Origin of the sequence: Amycolatopsis jiangsuensis (assembly GCF_014204865.1) — a bacterium.
In the GTDB taxonomy this organism is placed as follows: domain Bacteria; phylum Actinomycetota; class Actinomycetes; order Mycobacteriales; family Pseudonocardiaceae; genus Amycolatopsis; species Amycolatopsis jiangsuensis.
In genome coordinates, this window is record NZ_JACHMG010000001.1 from 446,834 (window position 1) to 466,463 (window position 19,630).

17 protein-coding genes and 1 tRNA gene are annotated in these 19,630 nt (G+C 69.1%); 10 read left to right on the forward strand and 8 right to left on the reverse strand.

Annotation, left to right across the window (positions count from 1 at the left end; translation table 11 throughout):
* Window positions 1–156: 156 nt before the first annotated feature.
* Window positions 157–1,065, reverse strand: a complete 909-nt coding sequence (locus tag BJY18_RS01885; RefSeq protein ID WP_184777126.1) for a LysR family transcriptional regulator — start codon at window positions 1,063–1,065, stop codon at window positions 157–159.
* A 64-nt stretch (window positions 1,066–1,129) separates the two neighbouring features.
* Window positions 1,130–2,053: a LysR family transcriptional regulator gene (locus BJY18_RS01890; RefSeq protein WP_184777128.1), complete on the reverse strand. Its 924-nt coding sequence runs from the start codon at window positions 2,051–2,053 to the stop codon at window positions 1,130–1,132.
* A 189-nt stretch (window positions 2,054–2,242) separates the two neighbouring features.
* Here BJY18_RS01890 and BJY18_RS01895 point away from each other — a divergent pair, with 189 nt between their 5' ends.
* A complete protein-coding gene (locus BJY18_RS01895) occupies window positions 2,243–3,046 on the forward strand; it encodes an SDR family NAD(P)-dependent oxidoreductase (protein WP_184777130.1) in 804 nt (267 codons plus the stop codon).
* 9 nt (window positions 3,047–3,055) lie between these two features.
* On the opposite strand, the gene BJY18_RS01900 is transcribed toward BJY18_RS01895, so the two are convergent.
* Window positions 3,056–4,096, reverse strand: a complete 1,041-nt coding sequence (locus BJY18_RS01900; RefSeq protein ID WP_184777132.1) for an NADP-dependent oxidoreductase — start codon at window positions 4,094–4,096, stop codon at window positions 3,056–3,058.
* A 111-nt stretch (window positions 4,097–4,207) separates the two neighbouring features.
* Between BJY18_RS01900 and BJY18_RS01905 the strand changes: the two genes are divergently transcribed.
* A complete protein-coding gene (locus BJY18_RS01905; RefSeq protein ID WP_184777134.1) occupies window positions 4,208–4,801 on the forward strand; it encodes a TetR/AcrR family transcriptional regulator in 594 nt (197 codons plus the stop codon).
* A gap of 58 nt (window positions 4,802–4,859) precedes the next feature.
* On the opposite strand, the gene BJY18_RS01910 is transcribed toward BJY18_RS01905, so the two are convergent.
* Both BJY18_RS01910 and BJY18_RS01915 read right to left on the reverse strand, forming a co-directional pair.
* Entirely contained in the window at window positions 4,860–5,138 is a 279-nt protein-coding gene (locus tag BJY18_RS01910) for a hypothetical protein (protein WP_184777136.1), read from the reverse strand.
* A gap of 268 nt (window positions 5,139–5,406) precedes the next feature.
* The gene (locus tag BJY18_RS01915) at window positions 5,407–7,413 is read right to left on the reverse strand and encodes a SpoIIE family protein phosphatase (protein WP_221457499.1); all 2,007 of its coding nucleotides are present in this window, start codon (window positions 7,411–7,413) and stop codon (window positions 5,407–5,409) included.
* Window positions 7,414–8,440: 1,027 nt separating this feature from the next.
* On the opposite strand from BJY18_RS01915, the gene BJY18_RS01920 reads away from it, so the two are divergent.
* The gene (locus tag BJY18_RS01920) at window positions 8,441–8,695 is read left to right on the forward strand and encodes a hypothetical protein (protein ID WP_184777139.1); all 255 of its coding nucleotides are present in this window, start codon (window positions 8,441–8,443) and stop codon (window positions 8,693–8,695) included.
* Window positions 8,696–8,918: 223 nt separating this feature from the next.
* Here the strand turns inward: BJY18_RS01920 and BJY18_RS01925 are convergent.
* Window positions 8,919–8,992: transfer RNA gene (locus tag BJY18_RS01925), tRNA-Leu, on the reverse strand.
* A gap of 169 nt (window positions 8,993–9,161) precedes the next feature.
* Here BJY18_RS01925 and BJY18_RS01930 point away from each other — a divergent pair.
* From BJY18_RS01930 to BJY18_RS01955, 6 genes are all read left to right on the forward strand, one after another.
* The gene (locus BJY18_RS01930; RefSeq protein WP_184777141.1) at window positions 9,162–9,770 is read left to right on the forward strand and encodes an ANTAR domain-containing response regulator; all 609 of its coding nucleotides are present in this window, start codon (window positions 9,162–9,164) and stop codon (window positions 9,768–9,770) included.
* A gap of 449 nt (window positions 9,771–10,219) precedes the next feature.
* The gene (locus tag BJY18_RS01935; RefSeq protein ID WP_184784354.1) at window positions 10,220–11,395 is read left to right on the forward strand and encodes a branched-chain amino acid ABC transporter substrate-binding protein; all 1,176 of its coding nucleotides are present in this window, start codon (window positions 10,220–10,222) and stop codon (window positions 11,393–11,395) included.
* 93 nt (window positions 11,396–11,488) lie between these two features.
* Window positions 11,489–12,499, forward strand: a complete 1,011-nt coding sequence (locus BJY18_RS01940; protein ID WP_184784355.1) for a branched-chain amino acid ABC transporter permease — start codon at window positions 11,489–11,491, stop codon at window positions 12,497–12,499.
* On the forward strand, window positions 12,496–13,641 hold the full coding sequence (locus tag BJY18_RS01945; protein ID WP_184777143.1) for a branched-chain amino acid ABC transporter permease: 1,146 nt from the start codon (window positions 12,496–12,498) through the stop codon (window positions 13,639–13,641). Before BJY18_RS01940 ends, BJY18_RS01945 begins: the two co-directional genes overlap by 4 nt.
* Complete coding sequence (locus BJY18_RS01950; RefSeq protein WP_184777145.1) at window positions 13,638–14,567, forward strand: ABC transporter ATP-binding protein; 930 nt, start codon at window positions 13,638–13,640, stop codon at window positions 14,565–14,567. Before BJY18_RS01945 ends, BJY18_RS01950 begins: the two co-directional genes overlap by 4 nt.
* Complete coding sequence (locus BJY18_RS01955; protein ID WP_184777147.1) at window positions 14,554–15,267, forward strand: ABC transporter ATP-binding protein; 714 nt, start codon at window positions 14,554–14,556, stop codon at window positions 15,265–15,267. The genes BJY18_RS01950 and BJY18_RS01955 overlap by 14 nt, the downstream gene beginning before the upstream one ends.
* 86 nt (window positions 15,268–15,353) lie before the next feature.
* On the opposite strand, the gene BJY18_RS01960 is transcribed toward BJY18_RS01955, so the two are convergent.
* Window positions 15,354–15,794: a PaaI family thioesterase gene (locus tag BJY18_RS01960; protein WP_184777149.1), complete on the reverse strand. Its 441-nt coding sequence runs from the start codon at window positions 15,792–15,794 to the stop codon at window positions 15,354–15,356.
* A gap of 62 nt (window positions 15,795–15,856) precedes the next feature.
* On the opposite strand from BJY18_RS01960, the gene polA reads away from it, so the two are divergent.
* Entirely contained in the window at window positions 15,857–18,598 is a 2,742-nt protein-coding gene (gene polA, locus BJY18_RS01965; protein WP_184777151.1) for a DNA polymerase I, read from the forward strand.
* A gap of 80 nt (window positions 18,599–18,678) precedes the next feature.
* On the opposite strand, the gene BJY18_RS01970 is transcribed toward polA, so the two are convergent.
* Window positions 18,679–19,593 (reverse strand): aminoglycoside phosphotransferase family protein, encoded by a 915-nt coding sequence (locus tag BJY18_RS01970; protein WP_184777153.1) that lies wholly within the window; start codon window positions 19,591–19,593, stop codon window positions 18,679–18,681.
* Window positions 19,594–19,630 lie beyond the last annotated feature (37 nt).

A 19,630-nucleotide genomic window follows, 5' to 3' on the forward strand; every position in this document is an offset into this window, starting at 1 on the left:
GTCCGGGAATGGCTTCGGCCACCGCCCGGAAGGCGGGATTCGCGTCGGCGGATCATCCCGGTGGGCGGGTCGATGGTGAGTACCGCTCGATTGTCCTGCTCGGAGAAAGCCGATGCCCGCACCGGCGATGCAGCGGAGGCCGCCCGGTACCGCCGGTCACCCGGCGGAGCTTGCCGTCTCCTCCTGTACCGCCCGAAGCAGGGCGCGCGCACCGGGCGTCCGGTCCACGGGCGTGACCAGCACTGTCTGTCTCTGCTGCACCAGCCCGGGATCGTGCACACGCAGCCATTTCACTCCGTCCGGGACGGTGCCGGCCGCGAGCCCGGGCAGGACCGAAACGCCGAGTCCCGCCGCGACGAGCCCGAGCCGGGTCGGCCAGCCGCGTACCTCGTGGGCCACGCGAGGAGCCGCGAGGGTGGGCCAAGCCCCGAACTGCGGTTCGCCCGCGCCGCCGGCGCCGACGATCCATGCCTCCTGCCCGAGCTCGTCGACGTGCACCTCGTCCTGGGCGGCGAGCGGGTGGTCGGTGCTGACGGCGACGCCCAGACCGCGGCCGTTGCGGACGATTTCGGTGCGCAGGCCGGTGAGGTCGTAGTCCGGCAGTCCGTCCCCGGTCGCCACCACGGCCACCTCGAGCCGCCCGGCGCGCAGCCGGCGGAGCTGTGCCGGGCTGCTCGCTTCCCACAGGCTCACCGTGAGGCCCGGATGCGCCGCCCGCAGGCGCGCGATCGCGCGCGGAACGAGCGCCGCTGCCGCCGTCGGGTATGCCCCGACGGCGAGGCGACCCGCGACGCGGTCACGCAGACCGGCGATCTCCAGCTCAGCCGCCTCCACGTGGGCGAGCGCCTGCCGGGCGTGCCGCAGCAGCGCCTCGCCGGACGCCGTCGGCCGGACCCCGCGCGCTTGCCGTTCGAACAACGGGGTCCCCACGGCGGACTCGAGGGCACTGATCTGGCGCGACACAGCGGATTGCGTGTAGGCGAGAGCTTCGGCGGCCGCGGTGAAGGACCCACGCCGGACCACTTCGACCATGACCCGCAACCCGGTCAGCGTCAGCTCTGTCACGGCACGAATCGTATGCCGCGGGCCTACCGGCTCCCTGGGCGGCGAGCGGTGTGTTGTGGCCGGCTCATCCACTCGGCGCGGCGGTGAGCGGCTGGATGACGGCACGGATGCGGTCACGAAGCCATCGCGAGGCGGGATCGTCGTGGAGGCGACGGTGCCAGCGCAGTTCGATGTCGGTGGCGGGCAAGTCGAAGGGCACCTGGTGAGCGCGCAGCGGGACGCCTCGTTCGATGAGGTGTGCGGCCGTCACGCGCGGGACCAGGCAGAGGACGTCCTGTTCGAGAGCCATGAGCGCGCCCACGGTGTAGGAGGGGACGACCGCGGCGACGTGGCGGGAACGCCCGATCCGTTCCAGCGCGTCATCGAGTGGACCGCGGAAGAGCCCGCGACGCGAAGCGGAGACGTGGGGATGGCGGCAGAGGTCGTCCGCGGTCAGGTGCGGGGCGTGGCCCAATTCCGAGTCGGCGGCGACGACGGCGACGAAGCGGTCGGTGAACAGCTTCGCGGTGTGGAGGTCGGGGGGCGACGGGACCGCAGCCGTCACATCCAGGTCGATCGAGCCGTCGCGCAGGAGATCGGGTTCCTTCGAGTCCTGCCGGGCGAACCGCAGGCGGACTTCGGGCGCCTCGCCGGCGATCCGGCGGGTGAGCCGCGGGGCGAGGACCGGGACGAGGGCGTCGTTGAGGCGGATGGTGAAGGTACGCCGCCAGGACCGCGGGTCGCTGCCGGCGGGATTGGTCCGCAGGCCGTCCGCGGCGTCGAGCAGTGTTTTGACCGTCGCCGCCGAGCGCCGGGCGAACGGGGTGGGAACGAGACCGCGGCCCGCCCGCACCAGGATGGCGTCGTTCATCTCGCGTCGCAGCCGGCTGAGTGCCCGGCTGGTCGCGGGTGCCGACAAGTGCAGGCGTGCGGCGGCCTCCTTGACGCTTCCGGTGTCCATCAGCGCGTCGAACACACGCAGCAGATTGAGATCCAGTTCCTCCGTCACGATCACTCCGCTCGTGCATGGGCCACAAGTACTCCGTACCGGCAATGCGCTGATGATTATGCCCGGCCGGATCCACGATCCGCTGACATTCGGAGTACGCATGCCTCGTATGCGAAGTCTTCGCTGGTGGCATCCCTTGGTCCGGCGGCACGATCGGGGACGGAACTTCATCGGCAGGAAGCGTTGATCATGGTGAAAACGTGGTTCATCACGGGTAGTTCGAGGGGCTTCGGACGCGAGTGGGCGGACGCCGCGCTCGAACGCGGCGATCACGTCGTGGCGACCGCCCGGGACGTCGGGCGGCTGTCCCCGTTGGCCGAGCGGTACGGGGACGCGGTGTTGGCACTGCGGCTCGACGTCACCGACCGGGCCGCGGTGCACGAGGCCGTACGGCGTGCCCACGCGCATTTCGGTTCGCTGGATGTCGTGGTCAACAATGCCGGCTACGGCCACTTCGGCATGGTCGAGGAGATCGGCGAGGACGAACTCCGGGCGCAGCTCGAGACGAACTTCTTCGGTGCGGTCTGGGTGACGCAGGCGGCGCTGCCCCTGATGCGCGCCCAAGGGGCGGGCCGGATCTTGCAGGTCACCAGTGAGGGCGGTGTGCGTGCGTTCCCCGGCATCGGTGCCTACCACGCCTCGAAATGGGCTCTCGAGGGCTTGTCGGAGTCCCTGGCTCAGGAGGTGGTCGCTTTCGGCGTGCATATCACGAACGTCGAGCCCGGGCCCTATGCCACGGATTGGCTGGATCGAGGGGCCTGCCACAGTGCGTCGCATCCGGATTACGCCGGGGTCCGTTCGGCTACCGCGCCGGAATTCGAGGTCGGTGATCCGCGCGCCACGCGTGAGGCGGTGCTCCGGGTCGTCGATGCCGAGTGGCCTCCGCTGCGGATTTTCCTCGGCAAGTCCTTCCCCGACGTCGCGGCCCTCTACGAGCAGCGGTTGAGCACCTGGCGCGAGTGGCAGCACGTCTCACTGGCCGCCTTCAACTGAAGGTGCTCCTCATACTGTGAGCACGAGCTTGCCCTGCAGATGCCCTCGGGCGGCGCGTTCGTGCGCGAGCCGGGCGTCCGCGAGCGCGAATGTGCTGTCGATCGCGACACGGACCGTACCGGTGTCCAGGAGATGACCTAGCTCGGCGAGCTGGCTGCCGTTCGACCGGACTTGGGCGATCGAGACGGTGACGCCCAGCTTCGCGATTTCTTCGTCGTCGAAGTCCCCGGGAAAGACGGCGAAGTGGGCGCCGCCCCGCTTCAGCGTGCGCAGGAGGCGGCTGCTGCCGGGTCCGCCGACGGTGTCGAGCACGAGGTCGGCGCCGGTGACCAGTTCTTCGGGGCGGTTCCGGGTGTAGTCGATGAACCGGTCGGCGCCGAGGCCGGTCAGGAACGCTTCGTGCGCGCCGGACGCCACGGCGACGACCTGTGCGCCCTTCCATTTCGCGAGCTGCAGCGCGAAGTGTCCGACGCCGCCGGCGGCACCGTTGACGAGCACGGTCGTCTCGGTGTCGAGCGTCGTCGGCTGGTGCGGCTTTTCCTGGAAGGGCGAGGGATGGTCATGTCCCACCTCGATCAGGAACTGCCACGCGGTGAGCCCGGCCATCGGCGCCCCGGCGGCGTGCACGTGGTCGATCCCGGCCGGCTTGCGGGTGAGATCCGAGACGGGCGCGGCCACGTACTCGGCGTACGCGTTGCCGTTGAAGCTGGGAAACCGCAGCATGCCGAAGACTTCGTCACCGGGGGCGAAACCGCCGGCGCCCGGGGCAGTGTCCGGGCCGATGGTCTCGACGTCCGGGCCGACGGCCTCGACGACGCCCGACACGTCCGTCCCCGGGATCACCGGCAAGCGGAGAGACGGTTCGGTCTCCCCGGGCATCGTGGTCATCCCGCCACGCAGGTACCAGTCCGGAGGATTGACGCCGATCGCGTGCACGCGGACGAGTACCTCGCCCGGTTGCGGCTCGGGGACCGGCACCTCGTCGTAACGCAGGACCTCGGGGCCACCGTGCTCGTGGAGCCGGACTGCCCGCATCGTGTGTGTCGCCATCGTTTCTCCTGCCCGCAGCGCGGGATACGCTGAACCGTATCGGTGAACCGCATAAGTGGTTCACCGATCCGAATATATGGTTCACTGATCCGGTTAGTCAAGAGGAGTCAGATGCGGGCGGACGCCAGGAAGAACCGCGACCAGCTGCTCGCGGTGGCGGGTACGGCCCTCGCCGAGGAGGGCGTGACGGTGTCGCTGCGCGACATTGCCCGCCGGGCCGACGTCGGGCTCGCCACGCTGCTGCGGCATTTCCCGACCCGGGAAGCGCTGCTCGATGCCTTGCTGCGCACCCATTTCGACGAGATGGCGGCGCAGGCGGACGAGCTCGAAAACACGTGCTCACCCGAAGACGCTCTGGTCTCGTGGGTGCGCGACTGTGTCACGTGGACCACCGAGTACCGAGGGGTGACCGTGCTGATGGCGGCCGCCATCGAGGACACCGGATCCGCGCTCCACGCCTCGTGTGTCACTCTGCGCGCCGCCGGGGCGCGGCTGCTCGTCCGTGCCCAGGCGGCGGGCGTGGCCCGGACCGATCTCGACGGCACCGATCTGTTCGCGCTGATCGCCGCGCTCGCCTGGCTCGGCGATCAGCCCGCGCTCGCGTCCCGCGCCGGACACCTGTTCGACGTGGTCGCGAGCGCGATCCTGCCCGGTGTCACGAAGAGCGGGCCCGGACCGGAACGCCGCCCGCGCCGGCGCGGCTGAGACGTCAGCGGGGGCTGCGCCTTGTGCTTCGGGGGAACGGATCCCGCGCTGAGACCGGTCACAGCGCGGGATGCCGGTCGCGGACCGGGCTGAGCGACTCGAGCAGGGGCGCGAGGTGCAGGTGGTGGACTTCACTTAATCCGGAACACTTTCCGGCTGGTTGTACGTCAGGATCACCGACCGGGGCATTCAGCACATCCGACATGAGATCGGGCGAGGAGGTGTTGCCCGCAGCGTCGGACAACGCCAGGACCACCGCGTGATCCGCCCGCAACACCGTCACCGTCACACCAGCCACCAGCACCCACTCCAGGGTGCTCTTGACGAAGGTTCGCAAGCCAGAGTCCTCCGCGCTGACACACCTGTCCACGCGGGCGCGGCACCGTGGCGCGTCCTGTCCGTCCCGGCACGGCGACGGGCGTCTCTGCAGCGAACAATCTCGGCTCAGGTCGGCGACGCCGCGACCGCACAGTGGGTCTTCGACGAGATGCAGCCGCTCACGGTTGACAAGAGCGGCGTCGCAGCCCGGACGTGCGGATTCGGCGCAGCCCAGGACCAGAGCTCGCCCCGTGGGGTTCGGCTCAGTGGCGAAGCGGTGCGCTCGATCACGGATCTTCGGTGGCCGCCGGATGCTGCTCGCCGGTTCCGAGGTCCGGGTCGGTGGTGTGGTGTACCAGGCCGACCAGCGTCATGATCATGTCGGCATTGGTACCCGGCGGCGCGTAGAGGCGCAGTTCACCGCCGTTGCCGCTGTGCCGGGCGGCGAGCCGGTGCAGGACCGCGACACCCGCGCTGGCCAGGTGGGAAACCCCGGTCAGGTCGAGCAGGAGCGACCGGGCCCCGGTCGAGCCCGCAAACGAGATCTCCCGCTCGACCGTGCCCGCGGTCGCCCCGTCCACGGGCCCGTCGATCCGGAAACGCGCCCCGGAGGTGGACGGTTGCTCGAGGACCAGCAGCGGATCCGCCTGCGCAGACCGCTGCACCGCGGTTCCCGAGGGCCGTGTGCCGGTGGTGAGCAAGGGAACCTGCCGGGTCAGGCGGTGACGCACGACGGCGGTGGTGCCGGTGGCGTCGTGCTCGATCTGGAGGTTGTCGATCAGGTTCGCGGTGACCTGCAGGCCCAGTCCCCGATCGGGTGAGGGGCGTGGCTCTCGCCACGAACCTTCGTCGGCGACGCGCAGCTCGGCGTGACCGGTGTCGGTAACCTCGCCGGTGACCGTCACGGTGTGCTGGTCGGCAGAGTCCACGTAGGCGTGATCGGCTGCGTTGGTGACCAGCTCCACCACCGCGTGCCGCAGCGCGTCGGCGTCCGTCGCGCCGACGTGGGCGATGTCGAGCCAGTCGTCGAGAGCGACGCGGATCTCGGCCAGCGACTCGCTCGTCGCCGCGGCGGTGAGCGAGAGGATGGGGGCCGGGGTCACGAGCTGGGCGGCCAGCAACGTGATGTCGTCACTGTGCCCGGTGGCACGGGTGAGCAGCTCGATCGTCTGCGTGCACACCCGCTCCACCGGGGACGTCTCCGCGGTCCGCAGCCCCCGCCCGGCGACGGTGTCCGCGGCCACCTGAGCCAGCTCGACGGTGCTGGCCGCGATGTCCCGGCCGGGCCGTTCGACGATGCCGTCGGTGTAGATGAGCAGGACGTCGCCGGGGTCGAGCTGGGCGGTGGCGAGAGGAAACGCCGCGCCGACGCCCAGCGGGCCCGCGCCGGTGACGTCCAGGTATCGCGGCTCCCCGTGGGCGGGGACGAGCAGCGGGGGCGGGTGCCCGGCCGTGCAGTAGGTCAGCGACCCGTCGTTCGGGTCGAGTATCGCCACGCACACCGTCGCGGCGTGGGCGCCGGGAATGCGGTTGGCGACTGCGTCGAGAGCGGTGAGAGCCTCTGGGATGGTCGCGCCGGCCTGCAGCCGCTCGGCGGTGATCGCGCGCAGCTGTCCCATCACCGCGGACGCGGACACCCCGTGTCCGACGACGTCGCCGACCACCAGCCCGACCTGGCCGCCGGGGAGGGTGACCCCGTCGAACCAGTCGCCGCCGGCGGCCGTGTCGGCGTCGGCGAGCAGGTAGCTGCCGGCGATGTGCACCCGAGGCAGGACCGGCAGGCCGGATGGCAGCAGCTCCCGTTGCAGGGCGGCGATCACGTCACGGGCTTGGCGGTAGCGGCGTTCGACGTCGGCGGCCTGGGCCTGGGCGGCCAGCCGTTGCTGGGCCCGGGCGGTGACGTCGGTGATGTAACCGACGACGCCGCGGATCGCGCCGTCGTCGGTGAAACGAGGCGCGAGGTGCACGTCGAGGTACATCTCCCGGGGCTGGCCGGTCTCGTCGGCGCCGAGCTGCATACGCCACTCGTTCATCGTGTACGGCTCGGCGGTGTCATAGACCCGCTCAACCGCTTCGAAGATCTGCTGTCCACCGCCTTCGGGGAAAACCTCACGCAAGGGTGCGCCGATGAACTCCGATGATGTGGCGAGTGCCCGGTAGGCGGCGTTCGCAGCCACGAACCGCAACTGCGGGCCGTCCATCGCGGCCACCATCAGCGGCAGCTCTTCGAACGCCTCGCGCACCTGGACAGCGTCCCCGACCCGCAGCTGCAGCAGCGCTTCGTCGTCCGACACGTGAGTGTTCCTCCTCGGCTGGCCGGAAACAGGCATCGCTCACCCGGAGCCTAACGGGACCTCCGCCCCCGAGCCGGACAGGTGACCACCGATCCGTTCCCTACTCGCGTCGGGCGACTCACCACGAGCGTCCCGCTGGACGAGTTCGACGATTTTCACCACCGTGACCGGCCCCGGTCGAACGGCTACCACTGACTCGTCGACCGCACCGCCGAGGACCCTGTGCCCGCATCACCTGAATCCCGGCCGGCCTGATCGACTGGGCCGACCGGTTTCGTCCGCGATCGGGAAGAGGCCCACGAAATCGGGCCACCGAATCAAGCCGGCCTGCCTGCCTGGCAACGACGATCTGACCTGGACAGCGACCAACCGTTACCAGCGCACACCGGACGAGCGGAGAAGGGCGCCGGGTGGACATGAGCGCATCGCTGTCACGACGGTTCTTTTTTCCTTCTATGTACGAGGTATATTCCGAAGGGGGCAGCGAAGAGCAGGACTGCGATCGCCAGAACGATGACTCCTACGGGCCAAAGTATGGACGCCTTGCCGTAGGGACGATCCGGAGCGACTCATGCTTGAAATCGGATCTCGACTTGACGAGTTTGAGCCAGCGTGACTAGAAAGGGTGGAACCCTTCGGCATGTGATCCGGATCTGATGGCCAGTTTCGGACTGTGTCGGGCACTCTCGCCGGCCGATGACTCCGAGGTCGATCTCATGAGGGATAGACACATTCTCGGCAGTACTCGGAGTAAAAACAGGAACAACAGCGCTTGACCCGCCTGGATGAGTCGAACGCGCCGGCTGTCATCGGCATACGCCAGCGAGGCGACGAGCGAAAACAGCACTACGAGAGAACTTGATGCGGACCAGCAGGCTGCCCATACGTAGTACAGCGGATCATCTTTCCTGTCGCCTCCTGTGGTCACGCCCATCTCCTTTGTGTCGTACCTCGACAAAAATATTCGAAACTATCTCAAACAGCAGGACTGAGAAGTCCTGGCGGCGCTCAACCCTGCCGCTTGGCGGTGTCCCGGTTTCTCGCCGGTCGCGAACGGCTGCACCGCGTGCTGTCGGAGCTGACGCGCCGGCAGACCTCGGCCCTGCGCCAGGCGCAAGACGGCGAACCCGATGCCCCATTCACCCAGGGCCTGCGCACGACCTACAACGAACTGGAGGCACAGAAGAAGACAGCGCAAGCGGCGATCGCTGACCTCGACGCTGCTGACGAAACGGACCCGGGCAAGGCGAGCACGATCTCGCCCTACCGTTCCTCGCGATGAACCTCGCCGACGCACCCGAGAAGCACCTACGGAGCCTGTTCGAGGCCCGGCAACTCGCGGTCCGCCTGATCGACGACACCGAGGGGAGCACCATCGAGATCCGACTACCTGCCGACGAGCCACCCCAGATCGCCGTCCAGGCGGAAAAGACGAGTAAGACCATGCGATCCACACGCAAAACACCTGGTCAACGCACAGGATCGGCTTGTGTGGATGCTGTACGTGCCCCCGGTGAGATTCGAACTCACACTGGACGGGTTTTGAATCCGTTGCCTCTGCCAGTTGGGCTACGGGGGCCGGTCGCGGGGGACTCTACGGGATCGCGGCTTCGTGGCCCTGGTCGGGGCAGTGTCACGCCCGCCACTTCGTGGTGAACGCCATCGTGAGAACTGCATCGTTCCCGGTAGGCTTGCGGTTCGCGGGTGACCGCGACGCACCGTCCCGTCGAACTGCCAGGAGGACACCGGTGACCGAACAGGCTGCCGAGGCCGGTACCGATACCGTGCCGCAGCGCCGCGTGCTCGTCGCCGAGGACGAGGCGCTCATCCGGCTCGATCTGGTCGAGATGCTGCGCGAAGAGGGCTACGAGGTGGTCGGCGAGGCCGGGGACGGCGAAGAAGCCATCAGCCTCGCCACCGACCTCAAGCCGGATCTGGTGATCCTCGACGTCAAGATGCCCAAGCTGGACGGCATCGAGGCGGCCGCCAAGATCACCGGCGACCGGATCGCCCCGGTCGTCATCCTCACCGCGTTCAGCCAGCGCGATCTCGTCGAACGGGCCCGGGAAGCGGGCACCATGGCGTATCTGGTCAAGCCGTTCGCCAAGCGCGACCTGGTGCCCGCGATCGAGCTGGCGGTCAGCCGGTTCTCCGAGCTGCAGGCGCTCGAGGCGGAGGTCGCCGGCCTCACCGACCGGCTCGAGACGCGCAAGGTCATCGACCGGGCCAAGGGCCTGCTGATGAGCCGCCAGGGCCTCACCGAGCCGGACGCTTTCCGCTGGATCCAGCGCACCGCGATGGACCGCCGCAGCACGATGAAGGCGGTGGCCGAGGCCGTGGTGGAGAGCATCGGCTGACCCGTCCCCGCAGCACCGCGGAAGCGGGCGTGCCCCTGTCGGGTCGCGCCCGCTTCGTGCTGTCCGCGGCGGCTGTGCGCTGCGCAAACGGGCAGATTTGCTACCTCGGGACGCGGTCGTCGTGCTTCGGGCCGCGACGGCGGACCCGGAGTTCCTAAACTGCGACCATCGATCAGGCCGTAAGTCAAGGGCTCCGTTCGGGCAGAATCGCGCACACGCAGTGTTAGTACTCGGAGATTCCCGTTGGGATGATCGAGTGTAAATCGTGGGTTAACGCTCTGATGACCGTCACGATGTGGATACAAGACGTGCTGTGACTCTGTGCAACGCCTCGTCCGGCGGCTACGTTCAGCGGCCAGTCGAAGTCCCAGTGAGGCCCCGTCGTTCACCGAGCGTGCGGGTGGCATATGGAGGAACGAGTGCAGAGAGCACGACTCACGAAGGTCATCGTGCTGGCGGCGGCGGGGGCGATTTCGCTCAGCGCGTGCGCGGCCCGTACCGACACCGGCTCCGGCGGGGACAGTGCCGGCCCGCAGGGCGCGGCGCCGTCGGCGGCGGCCGACGCGGCGGATCCGGCAGGCGACGGCAAAGCGCAGTGCTCGCCGGTCTCGCTCGCCTACGCCGGCACCATCAACGGTGAGAACGCCGCGCTGGGACAGAACATCCTCAACGGCGCGAAGCTCGCCGTGGATCAGCACAACAAGGCCAACCCGGGCTGCAAGGTCACCCTGAAGCAGTACGACACCGAGGGCACGCCGGACAAGGCGCCCGGCATCGTGAACCAGATCGTCAACACCCCGGCCATCATCGGAGTGATCGGCCTGCCGTTCTCCGGTGAGTCGAAGGCGGTCGGCAACATCTTCGACCAGGCCGGCCTGGTCAGCGTCACCCCGGCGGCGACCAATCCCGGGCTGGCGCAGAACGGCTGGAAGACCTTCTTCCGCGGGCTCGGCAACGACAGCACCCAGGGCCCGGCCGCCGCGAAGTTCATCACCGGCGAGCTGAAGGCGTCCAAGGTCTGCGTGATCCAGGACGACTCCGAATACGGCACCGGTCTCGCCGCGTCGATCACCAAGGCGCTCGGCGACAAGGCGACCTGCAGCGACAGCGTCAAGTCGAAGCAGACCGACTTCTCCGCGGTGGTCAACAAGGTCAAGGGCGCGAACCCGGACGCGGTGTTCTACTCCGGCTACTACCGCGAGGGCGCTCCGTTCGCCCAGCAGCTGAGCGACGCCGGGGTCGAGGCCAAGTTCGTCGGTCCGGACGGGGTGAAGGACGACGAGTTCGTCAAGGGTGCCGGCGACGCCGCGAGCAAGGCCTACTTCACCTGCCCGTGCGTGCCCGCCGACCAGTTCACCAAGTTCACCGAGGCGTACAAGGCCGCGGCGGGCAAGGACCCGGGCACCTACTCGCCCGAGGCGTACGACATCGCGACGATCCTGCTCAAGGGCGTCGACGCGGGCAAGAAGGACCGCGCCGGGATGCTGGACTTCGTGAAGAACTACGACGGCCAGGGCCTCACCAAGCACTTCAAGTGGGACTCGCACGGCGAGCTGGCGAAGACGACCGTGTGGTCCTACAAGGTCGACGGCGGGAAGATCGTCCGCAACACCGAGATCAAGTAACCCCTTCGGCCCTGCGCGGTACCGGGGTGTGCGGCGGGCGGCTCGACGCCGCCACGCGCACACCCCGGCCCCACTTGGAGAACTAGTGTGTCGATGACCCATGACCTCGGCTCCCTCGTCCTGGCCCAGGGCGACAGCTGGATCAACTTCGACGTCGATTCGTTCCTGAACCAGTTCTGGAGCAACACGATCGACGGTCTGTCCTACGGCAGCATCTACGCGCTCGTGGCGCTGGGGTACACCCTCGTCTACGGCGTGCTCAAACTGATCAACTTCGCCCACTCCGAGGTGTTCATCTACGGCGCCTACGCGACGTGGTTCGTCTTCTACGGCCTCGGGTTCCGCCCCGGTGCGACCGCGGAGCTGCCGATCTTCGAACTGGTCGGGTTCCTGCTGCTCGCGCTCATCGCGGCGATGGCCGTCTCCGGCGGGACCGCGGTGGTGCTGGAACGGGTCGCCTACCGGCCACTGCGCAAACGCGGGGCGCCGAGGCTGGTCTTCCTGATCACCGCGATCGGTGCCTCGTTCGTGCTGCAGCAGATCCTGTTCATCTGGCGCGGTGGCAACCCGGAGAACAGCATTCGGCTGCTGCGCAACGACGAGGTCTTCGAGATCTTCGGCGCGAGCGTCACCAACGTCACCATCATCACCGTGATCGCCTCGATCCTGCTGATGGCCGGCACCGACCTGTTCGTCAACCGGACCCGGTTCGGCCGCGGAATCCGCGCGGTGGCACAGGATCCGGACACCGCGACGCTGATGGGCGTCAACAAGGAACGCGTCATCATGACCACGTTCCTCATCGGTGGCCTGCTGGCCGGGGCGGCCGCGCTGTTCTACATGATGAAGATCCCGCAGGGCGCCTCGTACCAGGGCGGCTTCATCCTCGGCATCAAGGCGTTCACCGCCGCGGTGCTGGGCGGTATCGGCAACCTGCGCGGCGCGCTGCTCGGCGGTCTGCTGCTCGGCGTCGTGGAGAACTACGGCCAGTCGCTGTTCGGCGGGCAGTGGCGCGACGTCGTGGCGTTCGTGCTGCTGGTGCTGATCCTGATGATCCGGCCCACCGGCATCCTCGGTGAGTCGCTCGGAAAGGCGCGGGTATGACGGTGACCTCGACCCCGCCCGCCCACGCCGCGGCCAAGCGCAGGCGCCCGGTGTCGGACTGGTGGAACAACCTGCCCCGGGTCCAGCAGTGGGCGGTGCTGATCCCGCTGGTGGTGATCATCTACCTGCTGCCGGTGCTCAACCCGCCGATCCTCACCACCCAGCCCGGTTACGACTTCGCGACCGCGATGTTCGAGGTGTCCCGCTACGCGCTGGTCGCCATCGGACTCAACGTGGTGGTCGGCCAGGCGGGCCTGCTGGACCTCGGGTACGTCGGCTTCTTCGCGATCGGCGCCTACGTGATGGCGCTGTTCACCAGCCCCGACTCGTCCCTGTCCAAGCTGCCGTTCCTCGTCGTGCTGCCGATCGCGATGGTGGTCACGATGATCTTCGGGGTGATCCTCGGGACGCCGACGCTGCGGTTGCGCGGGGACTACCTGGCGATCGTGACGCTCGGGTTCGGCGAGATCGTGCGGCTCTTGGCCGACAACGTGACGCCGCTGCGCGGCAACCGCGGGTTCCAGAGTGTCGGGCATCCGCCGGGCACGAACGCCGACGGCAGCCCGTTGTTCAGCAACACCAACGGAACCCCGTGGTACTGGCTGTGCGTCACGCTGATCATCCTGGTGCTGCTGCTGGTCGGGAACCTGGAACGCAGCCGCGTCGGCCGCGCGTGGGTGGCCATCCGCGACGACGAGGACGCGGCCGAGATCATGGGTGTACCCACGTTCAAGTTCAAGATCTGGGCGTTCGTCGGCGGTGCCGCGATCGGCGGGCTCTCCGGCGCGCTCTACGCCGGGCAGCTGGGCTTCGTGAACAACCAGAAGTTCGACGTCGTCACGTCCATGCTGTTCCTCGCCGCGGTGATCCTCGGCGGTGCGGGCAACAAGGTCGGCGTGCTGCTGGGCGCGGTGGTGGTGGCCTACATCCCGCTGCGGTTCCAGGCGATCGCGGAGTACAAGTACCTGATCTTCGGCCTGGCGCTGATCATCCTGATGATCTTCCGCCCGCAGGGCCTGCTCGGCGCGCGGCAGCGGCTGCTCACCTACGGCAGGCAGGCCTACCGCCGGCTGCTGGGCAAGGGTGAGCAGGTCAGCAGCGACGGTTCACTGGCCACCGAGAACCCGGGAGAGAAGGTATGACCGCCCCTGGCAACGGCAACCGCCCGGAGGTCCCGGCCGAGGGCGGGCTGGTGGCCGAAGTCGCGAACATGACCGCCGCGCAGTTCGCCGAGCACCAGACCGAGGTTTTCGAGGCCGTCGCGCCCGACCGGGACATGGAGGTCTCGGTCGGGCAGACACTGCTGGACGTCGACGACGTCACGGTGCGCTTCGGCGGGCTGGTCGCGCTGGACTCGGTGTCCTTCGGCATCCGGCGCGGCGAGATCCTCGGCCTGATCGGGCCGAACGGTGCCGGCAAGACCACCTGCTTCAACGCGATGACCGGGGTCTACCGGCCGACGTCCGGGCAGGTGCGGCTGGAGGGCCGTCCACTGGCCAAGGCCTCTCGGCACGCCATCACCCAGCTCGGCATCGCGCGGACGTTCCAGAACATCCGGCTCTTCGGCGAGATGACCGCACTGGAGAACGTGGTCGTCGGTACCGACGCGCGCCACCGCACCAGCCTGCTCGGCGCGCTCCTGCGTTCCCCGCGCCATCACCGCGAGGAGAAGCAGGCGATCGACAGGGCGATGGCACTGCTGGAGTTCGTCGGTATCGCCGACCGCGCCGCGGACCGGGCGAAGAACCTGCCCTACGGCTACCAGCGGCGGCTGGAGATCGCCCGGGCGCTGGCCACCGAGCCGAAGCTGCTGTGCCTCGACGAGCCGGCCGCCGGGTTCAACCCGGCGGAGAAGGAAGAGCTCATGGGGCTGATCCGGACGATCCGCGACGACGGGTACACCGTCCTGCTGATCGAACACGACATGAAGCTCGTGATGGGCGTGACCGACCGGATCGTGGTGCTGGAGTTCGGCAAGAAGATCGCCGAAGGACTGCCCGCGCAGATCCGCGAGGATCCCGCGGTGATCGCCGCTTACCTGGGGGTGCCCGACGATGACGTTGCTTGAACTGTCCGAAGTGTCCGTCCACTATGGCCGGATCCAGGCGGTGTCCGGCCTGTCCATCACGGTGGAGGAGGGCGAGGTCGTCACCCTCATCGGCGCGAACGGCGCCGGCAAGTCCACCACGATGCGGGCCATCTCCGGGATCCGCCCGGTGTCCGGCGGCTCGATCCGGTTCGACGGCGAGGACATCACCCGGCTGCGCGGTGACCTGCGGGTGGTGCGCGGGATTTCGCAGTCCCCGGAGGGCCGCGGGATCTTCCCCGGCATGACGGTGCTGGAGAACCTGGACATGGGCGCGTACGCGCGCAAAGACCGCAAGAGCCTGCAGGCGGACTTCGACCGGGTCTTCGAGCTGTTCCCGCGGCTGGCCGAACGCCGCACCCAGGTCGGCGGCACCATGTCCGGTGGCGAGCAGCAGATGCTCGCGATCGGGCGGGCGCTGATGGCCAAGCCCCGGCTGCTGCTGCTGGACGAGCCGTCGATGGGCCTGGCGCCGCAGTTCATCCAGCAGATCTTCCGGATCATCACCGAGATCAACCGGCAGGGCACCACGGTGCTGCTGGTGGAGCAGAACGCGCAGCAGGCGCTGTCCCGGGCGCACCGCGCGTACGTACTGGAAACCGGCCGGATCACCAAAACCGGCACCGGCCGCGAACTGCTCGCCGACTCGAGCATCAAGGAGGCCTACCTCGGCGTCGGCTGAGGGTTGTGGCGGGCACCCCTAAGCCTGATCGTGACGAACCGCGTCGGGGCTTCGGATCGGGGTGCGGGGGCGGATCTGGCTGCTCCTCAGGAGCCTGGTGGCCGGTCCCGGACCACACAAGTCAGCCGGGCGGTGCAGGTGCGCCGGTCCTGGTCGTCGGTGAGCACGATCTCCGTGGTGATCGTGCCGCGGCCGACGTGCAGGGGAGTCGCGACGGCGGTGACCGTGCCGGAGCGGACTGCCCGGTGGTGCGTGCAGGACAGCTCGAGGCCCATCGCGGCGCGGTCCGGCCCGGCGTTGAGCGCGGCGAGGACCGAACCGAGCGCCTCGGCGACCGTGGCGTTCGCGCCGCCGTGCAGCAGGCCGTAGGGCTGCAGGTTGCCCTCGACCGGGATGGTGCCGACGACCCGTTCGGAAGAGGCTTCGATGATCTTCAGCCCGATCTTGTCGTTCAGCTGCTGGCCGGCCGCCGCGGGATCGATGCCCGCGAACGACTCCAGCGCCGTTCCGGTGGCCTGTTCGGTCACTCCACGCTCCTCAACGTATGCGACACGCAAGAGTGTCGGACCCTCACCTTAGACTCGGCCCCGTGAGCCCGAGTGAGAACCGAACCGTTGCCAACGCCACAGGCGCCACCACCACCGCCGAGCGGCCCCGGCTGCTGCTCATCGACGGTCATTCGATGGCCTACCGTGCGTTCTTCGCGCTGCCCGCGGAGAACTTCCGCACCAAGACCGGGCAGGTCACGAACGCGGTGTTCGGGTTCACCTCGATGCTGATCAACCTGCTGCGCGACGAGGCACCCACGCATCTGGCGGTGGCCTTCGACCTGTCCCGCAAGACGTTCCGGTCGGAGACCTACGCCGACTACAAGGCCAACCGCAGCACCACCCCGGACGAGTTCCGCGGCCAGGTCGACCTGGTCAAGGAAGTGCTCGAGGTGCTCGGCATCCCGTCGCTGGTCAAGGAGAACTTCGAGGCCGACGACATCATCGCCACACTCACCACACAGGCCGCCGTGGCGGACTTCGACGTGCTGATCTGCACCGGCGACCGGGACGCGCTGCAGCTGGTCGGCGACCGGGTCACCGTGCTCTACCCCAAGCGCGGGGTGTCGGACCTGGTCCGCTTCACCCCGGACGCGGTCGAGGAGAAGTACGGCCTCACCCCGAGCCAGTACCCGGACTTCGCGGCGCTGCGCGGCGATCCGTCGGACAACCTGCCCGGCATCCCGGGGGTGGGGGAGAAGACCGCGGCCAAGTGGATCCGCCAGTTCGGCACGCTGGCCGAGCTGATCGACCGGGTCGACGAGGTCAAGGGCAAGGTGGGCGACGCGCTGCGCGCGCACCTGTCCTCGGTCACGCTCAACCGCGAGCTCACCGAGCTGGTCCGGGACGTGCCGCTGGCGGCCACGCCCACCGAGCTGGAGCTGCGCCCGTGGGACCGCGAAGCAGTGCACCGGTTGTTCGACGAGCTGGAGTTCCGGGTGCTGCGCGACCGGCTCTTCGCCACCCTCAGCAGCGCCGAGCCGGAGGCCCAGGAGGGCTTCGAGGTGTCCGGTTCCGCGCTCGCGCCCGGTGCGCTGGCCGAGTGGCTCGGCGCGCACACCGGTCCGGGCGAGCCGGTCGCGCTGGCGTTTCGCACCACCGGTTCCTCGGTCCGGTCGGACCTGCGCGCGGTGTCCTTCGCCGCGGCCGACGGCGAGGGTGCCCACGTCGACGTCACCGCGATGGACGAGGCGGACGACCGGGCGCTGTCGGCGTGGTTCGCCGACGGCGGGATCCGCAAGATCGGCCACGATCTGAAGGTGCCGCTGCACGCGGTGCGGGCCCGCGGCTGGACGTTCGCCGGGCTGGTCATGGACACCGCGCTCGCCGCCTACCTCGCGCGGCCCGGGCAGCGCACGTTCGGGCTCGACGATCTGGCACTGCGCTACCTGCACCGAGAGCTGCGTTCGGAATCGGGCGACGGCGACGGTCAGCTGTCCCTGCTCGACGGCGGGGCGGACGAACTGGAGCAGAAGGAGATCTCCGACGAGCTGGTGCGCGCCCGCGCGGTGGCCGAGCTGGGCGGCGCGCTGGAGACCGAGCTCGGCGAGCTGGGCGGCGCGAAGCTGCTGGCGGAGCTGGAACTGCCGCTGCTGGAGGTCATCACCGAGCTGGAAGCGGCGGGCATCGCGGTCGACGCCGACCAGCTCACCGAGCTCGAGGCGCACTACCTCAACCGGGTCACGCAGGCCGCGGACGCCGCTTACGGGGTGATCGGCAAGCAGATCAACCTGGGTTCGCCGAAGCAGCTGCAGGTGGTGCTGTTCGACGAGCTGGGCATGCCGAAGACCAAGCGCACCAAGACCGGTTACACCACCGATGCCGAGGCGCTGCAGGGCCTGTTCGAGAAGACCGAGCACCCGTTCCTGCAGCACCTGCTGGAACACCGCGACGCGACCCGGCTGCGGACCACGGTCGAGGGTCTGATCAAGTCGATCGCCGACGACGGGCGCATCCACACCACGCTGCAGCAGACGATCGCGGCCACCGGCAGGCTGTCGTCGATCGAGCCGAACCTGCAGAACATCCCGGTCCGCACCGAGGAGGGCCGGCGCATCCGCGACGCGTTCGTGGTCGGCGAGGGCTGGACCGAGCTGATGACCGCGGACTACAGCCAGATCGAAATGCGCATCATGGCGCACCTGTCGCAGGACGAGGGCCTGATCGAGGCCTTCAACAGCGGCGAGGACCTGCACACGTTCGTGGCCTCGCGGGCCTTCTCGGTGCCGGCCGAGGAGATCACGCCGGAGCAGCGCTACCGCGTCAAGGCGATGTCCTACGGACTGGCCTACGGCTTGTCCGCGTACGGGCTCTCCCAGCAGCTGCGCATTTCCACCGACGAGGCGAAGGAGCAGATGGAGGCGTACTTCGCGCGGTTCGGCGGGGTGCGCGACTACCTGCAGTCGGTGGTCGGCGAGGCGGCGAAGCGCGGGTACACGGAGACGATCTTCGGCCGCCGCCGTTACCTGCCCGACCTCACCAGCGACAACCGGCAGCGCCGCGAAATGGCCGAGCGCATGGCGCTCAACGCGCCGATCCAGGGCAGCGCGGCGGACATCATCAAGGTCGCGATGCTCAACGTGCACCGCGCCCTGACCGAGGCGGGGCTGGGCAGCCGCGTCCTGCTGCAGGTGCACGACGAACTGGTTCTGGAAGTCGCCGACGGCGAACGCGCAGAGGTCGAGAAGCTGGTCCGCGCGGGCATGGGCTCGGCCTACGAGCTGGCCGTCCCGCTGGAGGTCTCCATCGGCTACGGCCGCTCGTGGAACGAGGCTGCACACTGAGTTTCCCCGCGGCCTCGTGAGTGCCGATGCCGGTTCTCACCGGCGTGGGCACTCACCAGGGTCCGGATGCGGGGAGCGGCTTACGATCGCACGAGCCGGTCGAGGGCATCCTGCAGGAAGGCGTCCCGGCGTTGGTACACGGTCGGGGCGGTGAGGTCGGTGCGGCCTTGGCCGTGCATGGCGGGAAGCCATTTCGCCGGGTCGGCCGGGGTGCTCAGCGCCGCCGTGAGGTCCCAGTACGCGACGTGCTCCGCCGGGCGGCCCGCGGCCTGTTGCCATCCGTCGAGGACCTGTTCGGCGGCTGGCAGGCCGGCCAGGATCGCGGCGTCGCACCGCAGGTTGCCGAGGTCTGATCCGGCCGCGCCGGCGCCGGCGCAGTCCCAGTCGACCAGGCCGGTGCACTCGTCGCCGGCCCACATCGTGTTGCCTTGCCACAGGTCGCCGTGCACCAGGACGGACGGCTCCTGGGGCACCGGGACTTCGGCGAGGCGCTCCCGCACCTCGGCCCGCAAGGGCGAGTCAGCGGGCGCATCCCGTTCCATCACGAAACCCGCGGACGACGTGTCCATCGGCCAGCGCCGGAACGGGAGACCGGGGGCGGGGTCCGTGGCGACGGCGTGCAGGGCGGCCGCCGCCGCACCGAGTGCTCGCAGCCGAGACGGTGACGGTGACCGCGGGATCCGGCTCGTTCCGGGCAGAACGGTGGTCAGGAAGGCCGCCTCCCCGCACTCTTTCCCGTCGAGGTCGGTCGCGAGCACCCGTGGAGCCGCGAGCGCATGCCGTTCCGCCAGGTGCAGCGCAGCGGTTTCGGTGACCAGTCGCTCCCGGGAGGAACCACCCACTCGAAGGACGGCTGCTTCGATCGCTCCGGAACGTTCCCAGCGAATCAGCCAGGGACTGCTCCCGTCGCGCATGCCCCGCACCTCGGCCACCCGCGCCCCGGGGGCCACCGTGTGCGCTGCCCACTGCAGCGCTTCCGTCCTCAAACCGGCCATCTCGAAAGACTATCCGCCGGAAAGGGGTGCCGGGGGT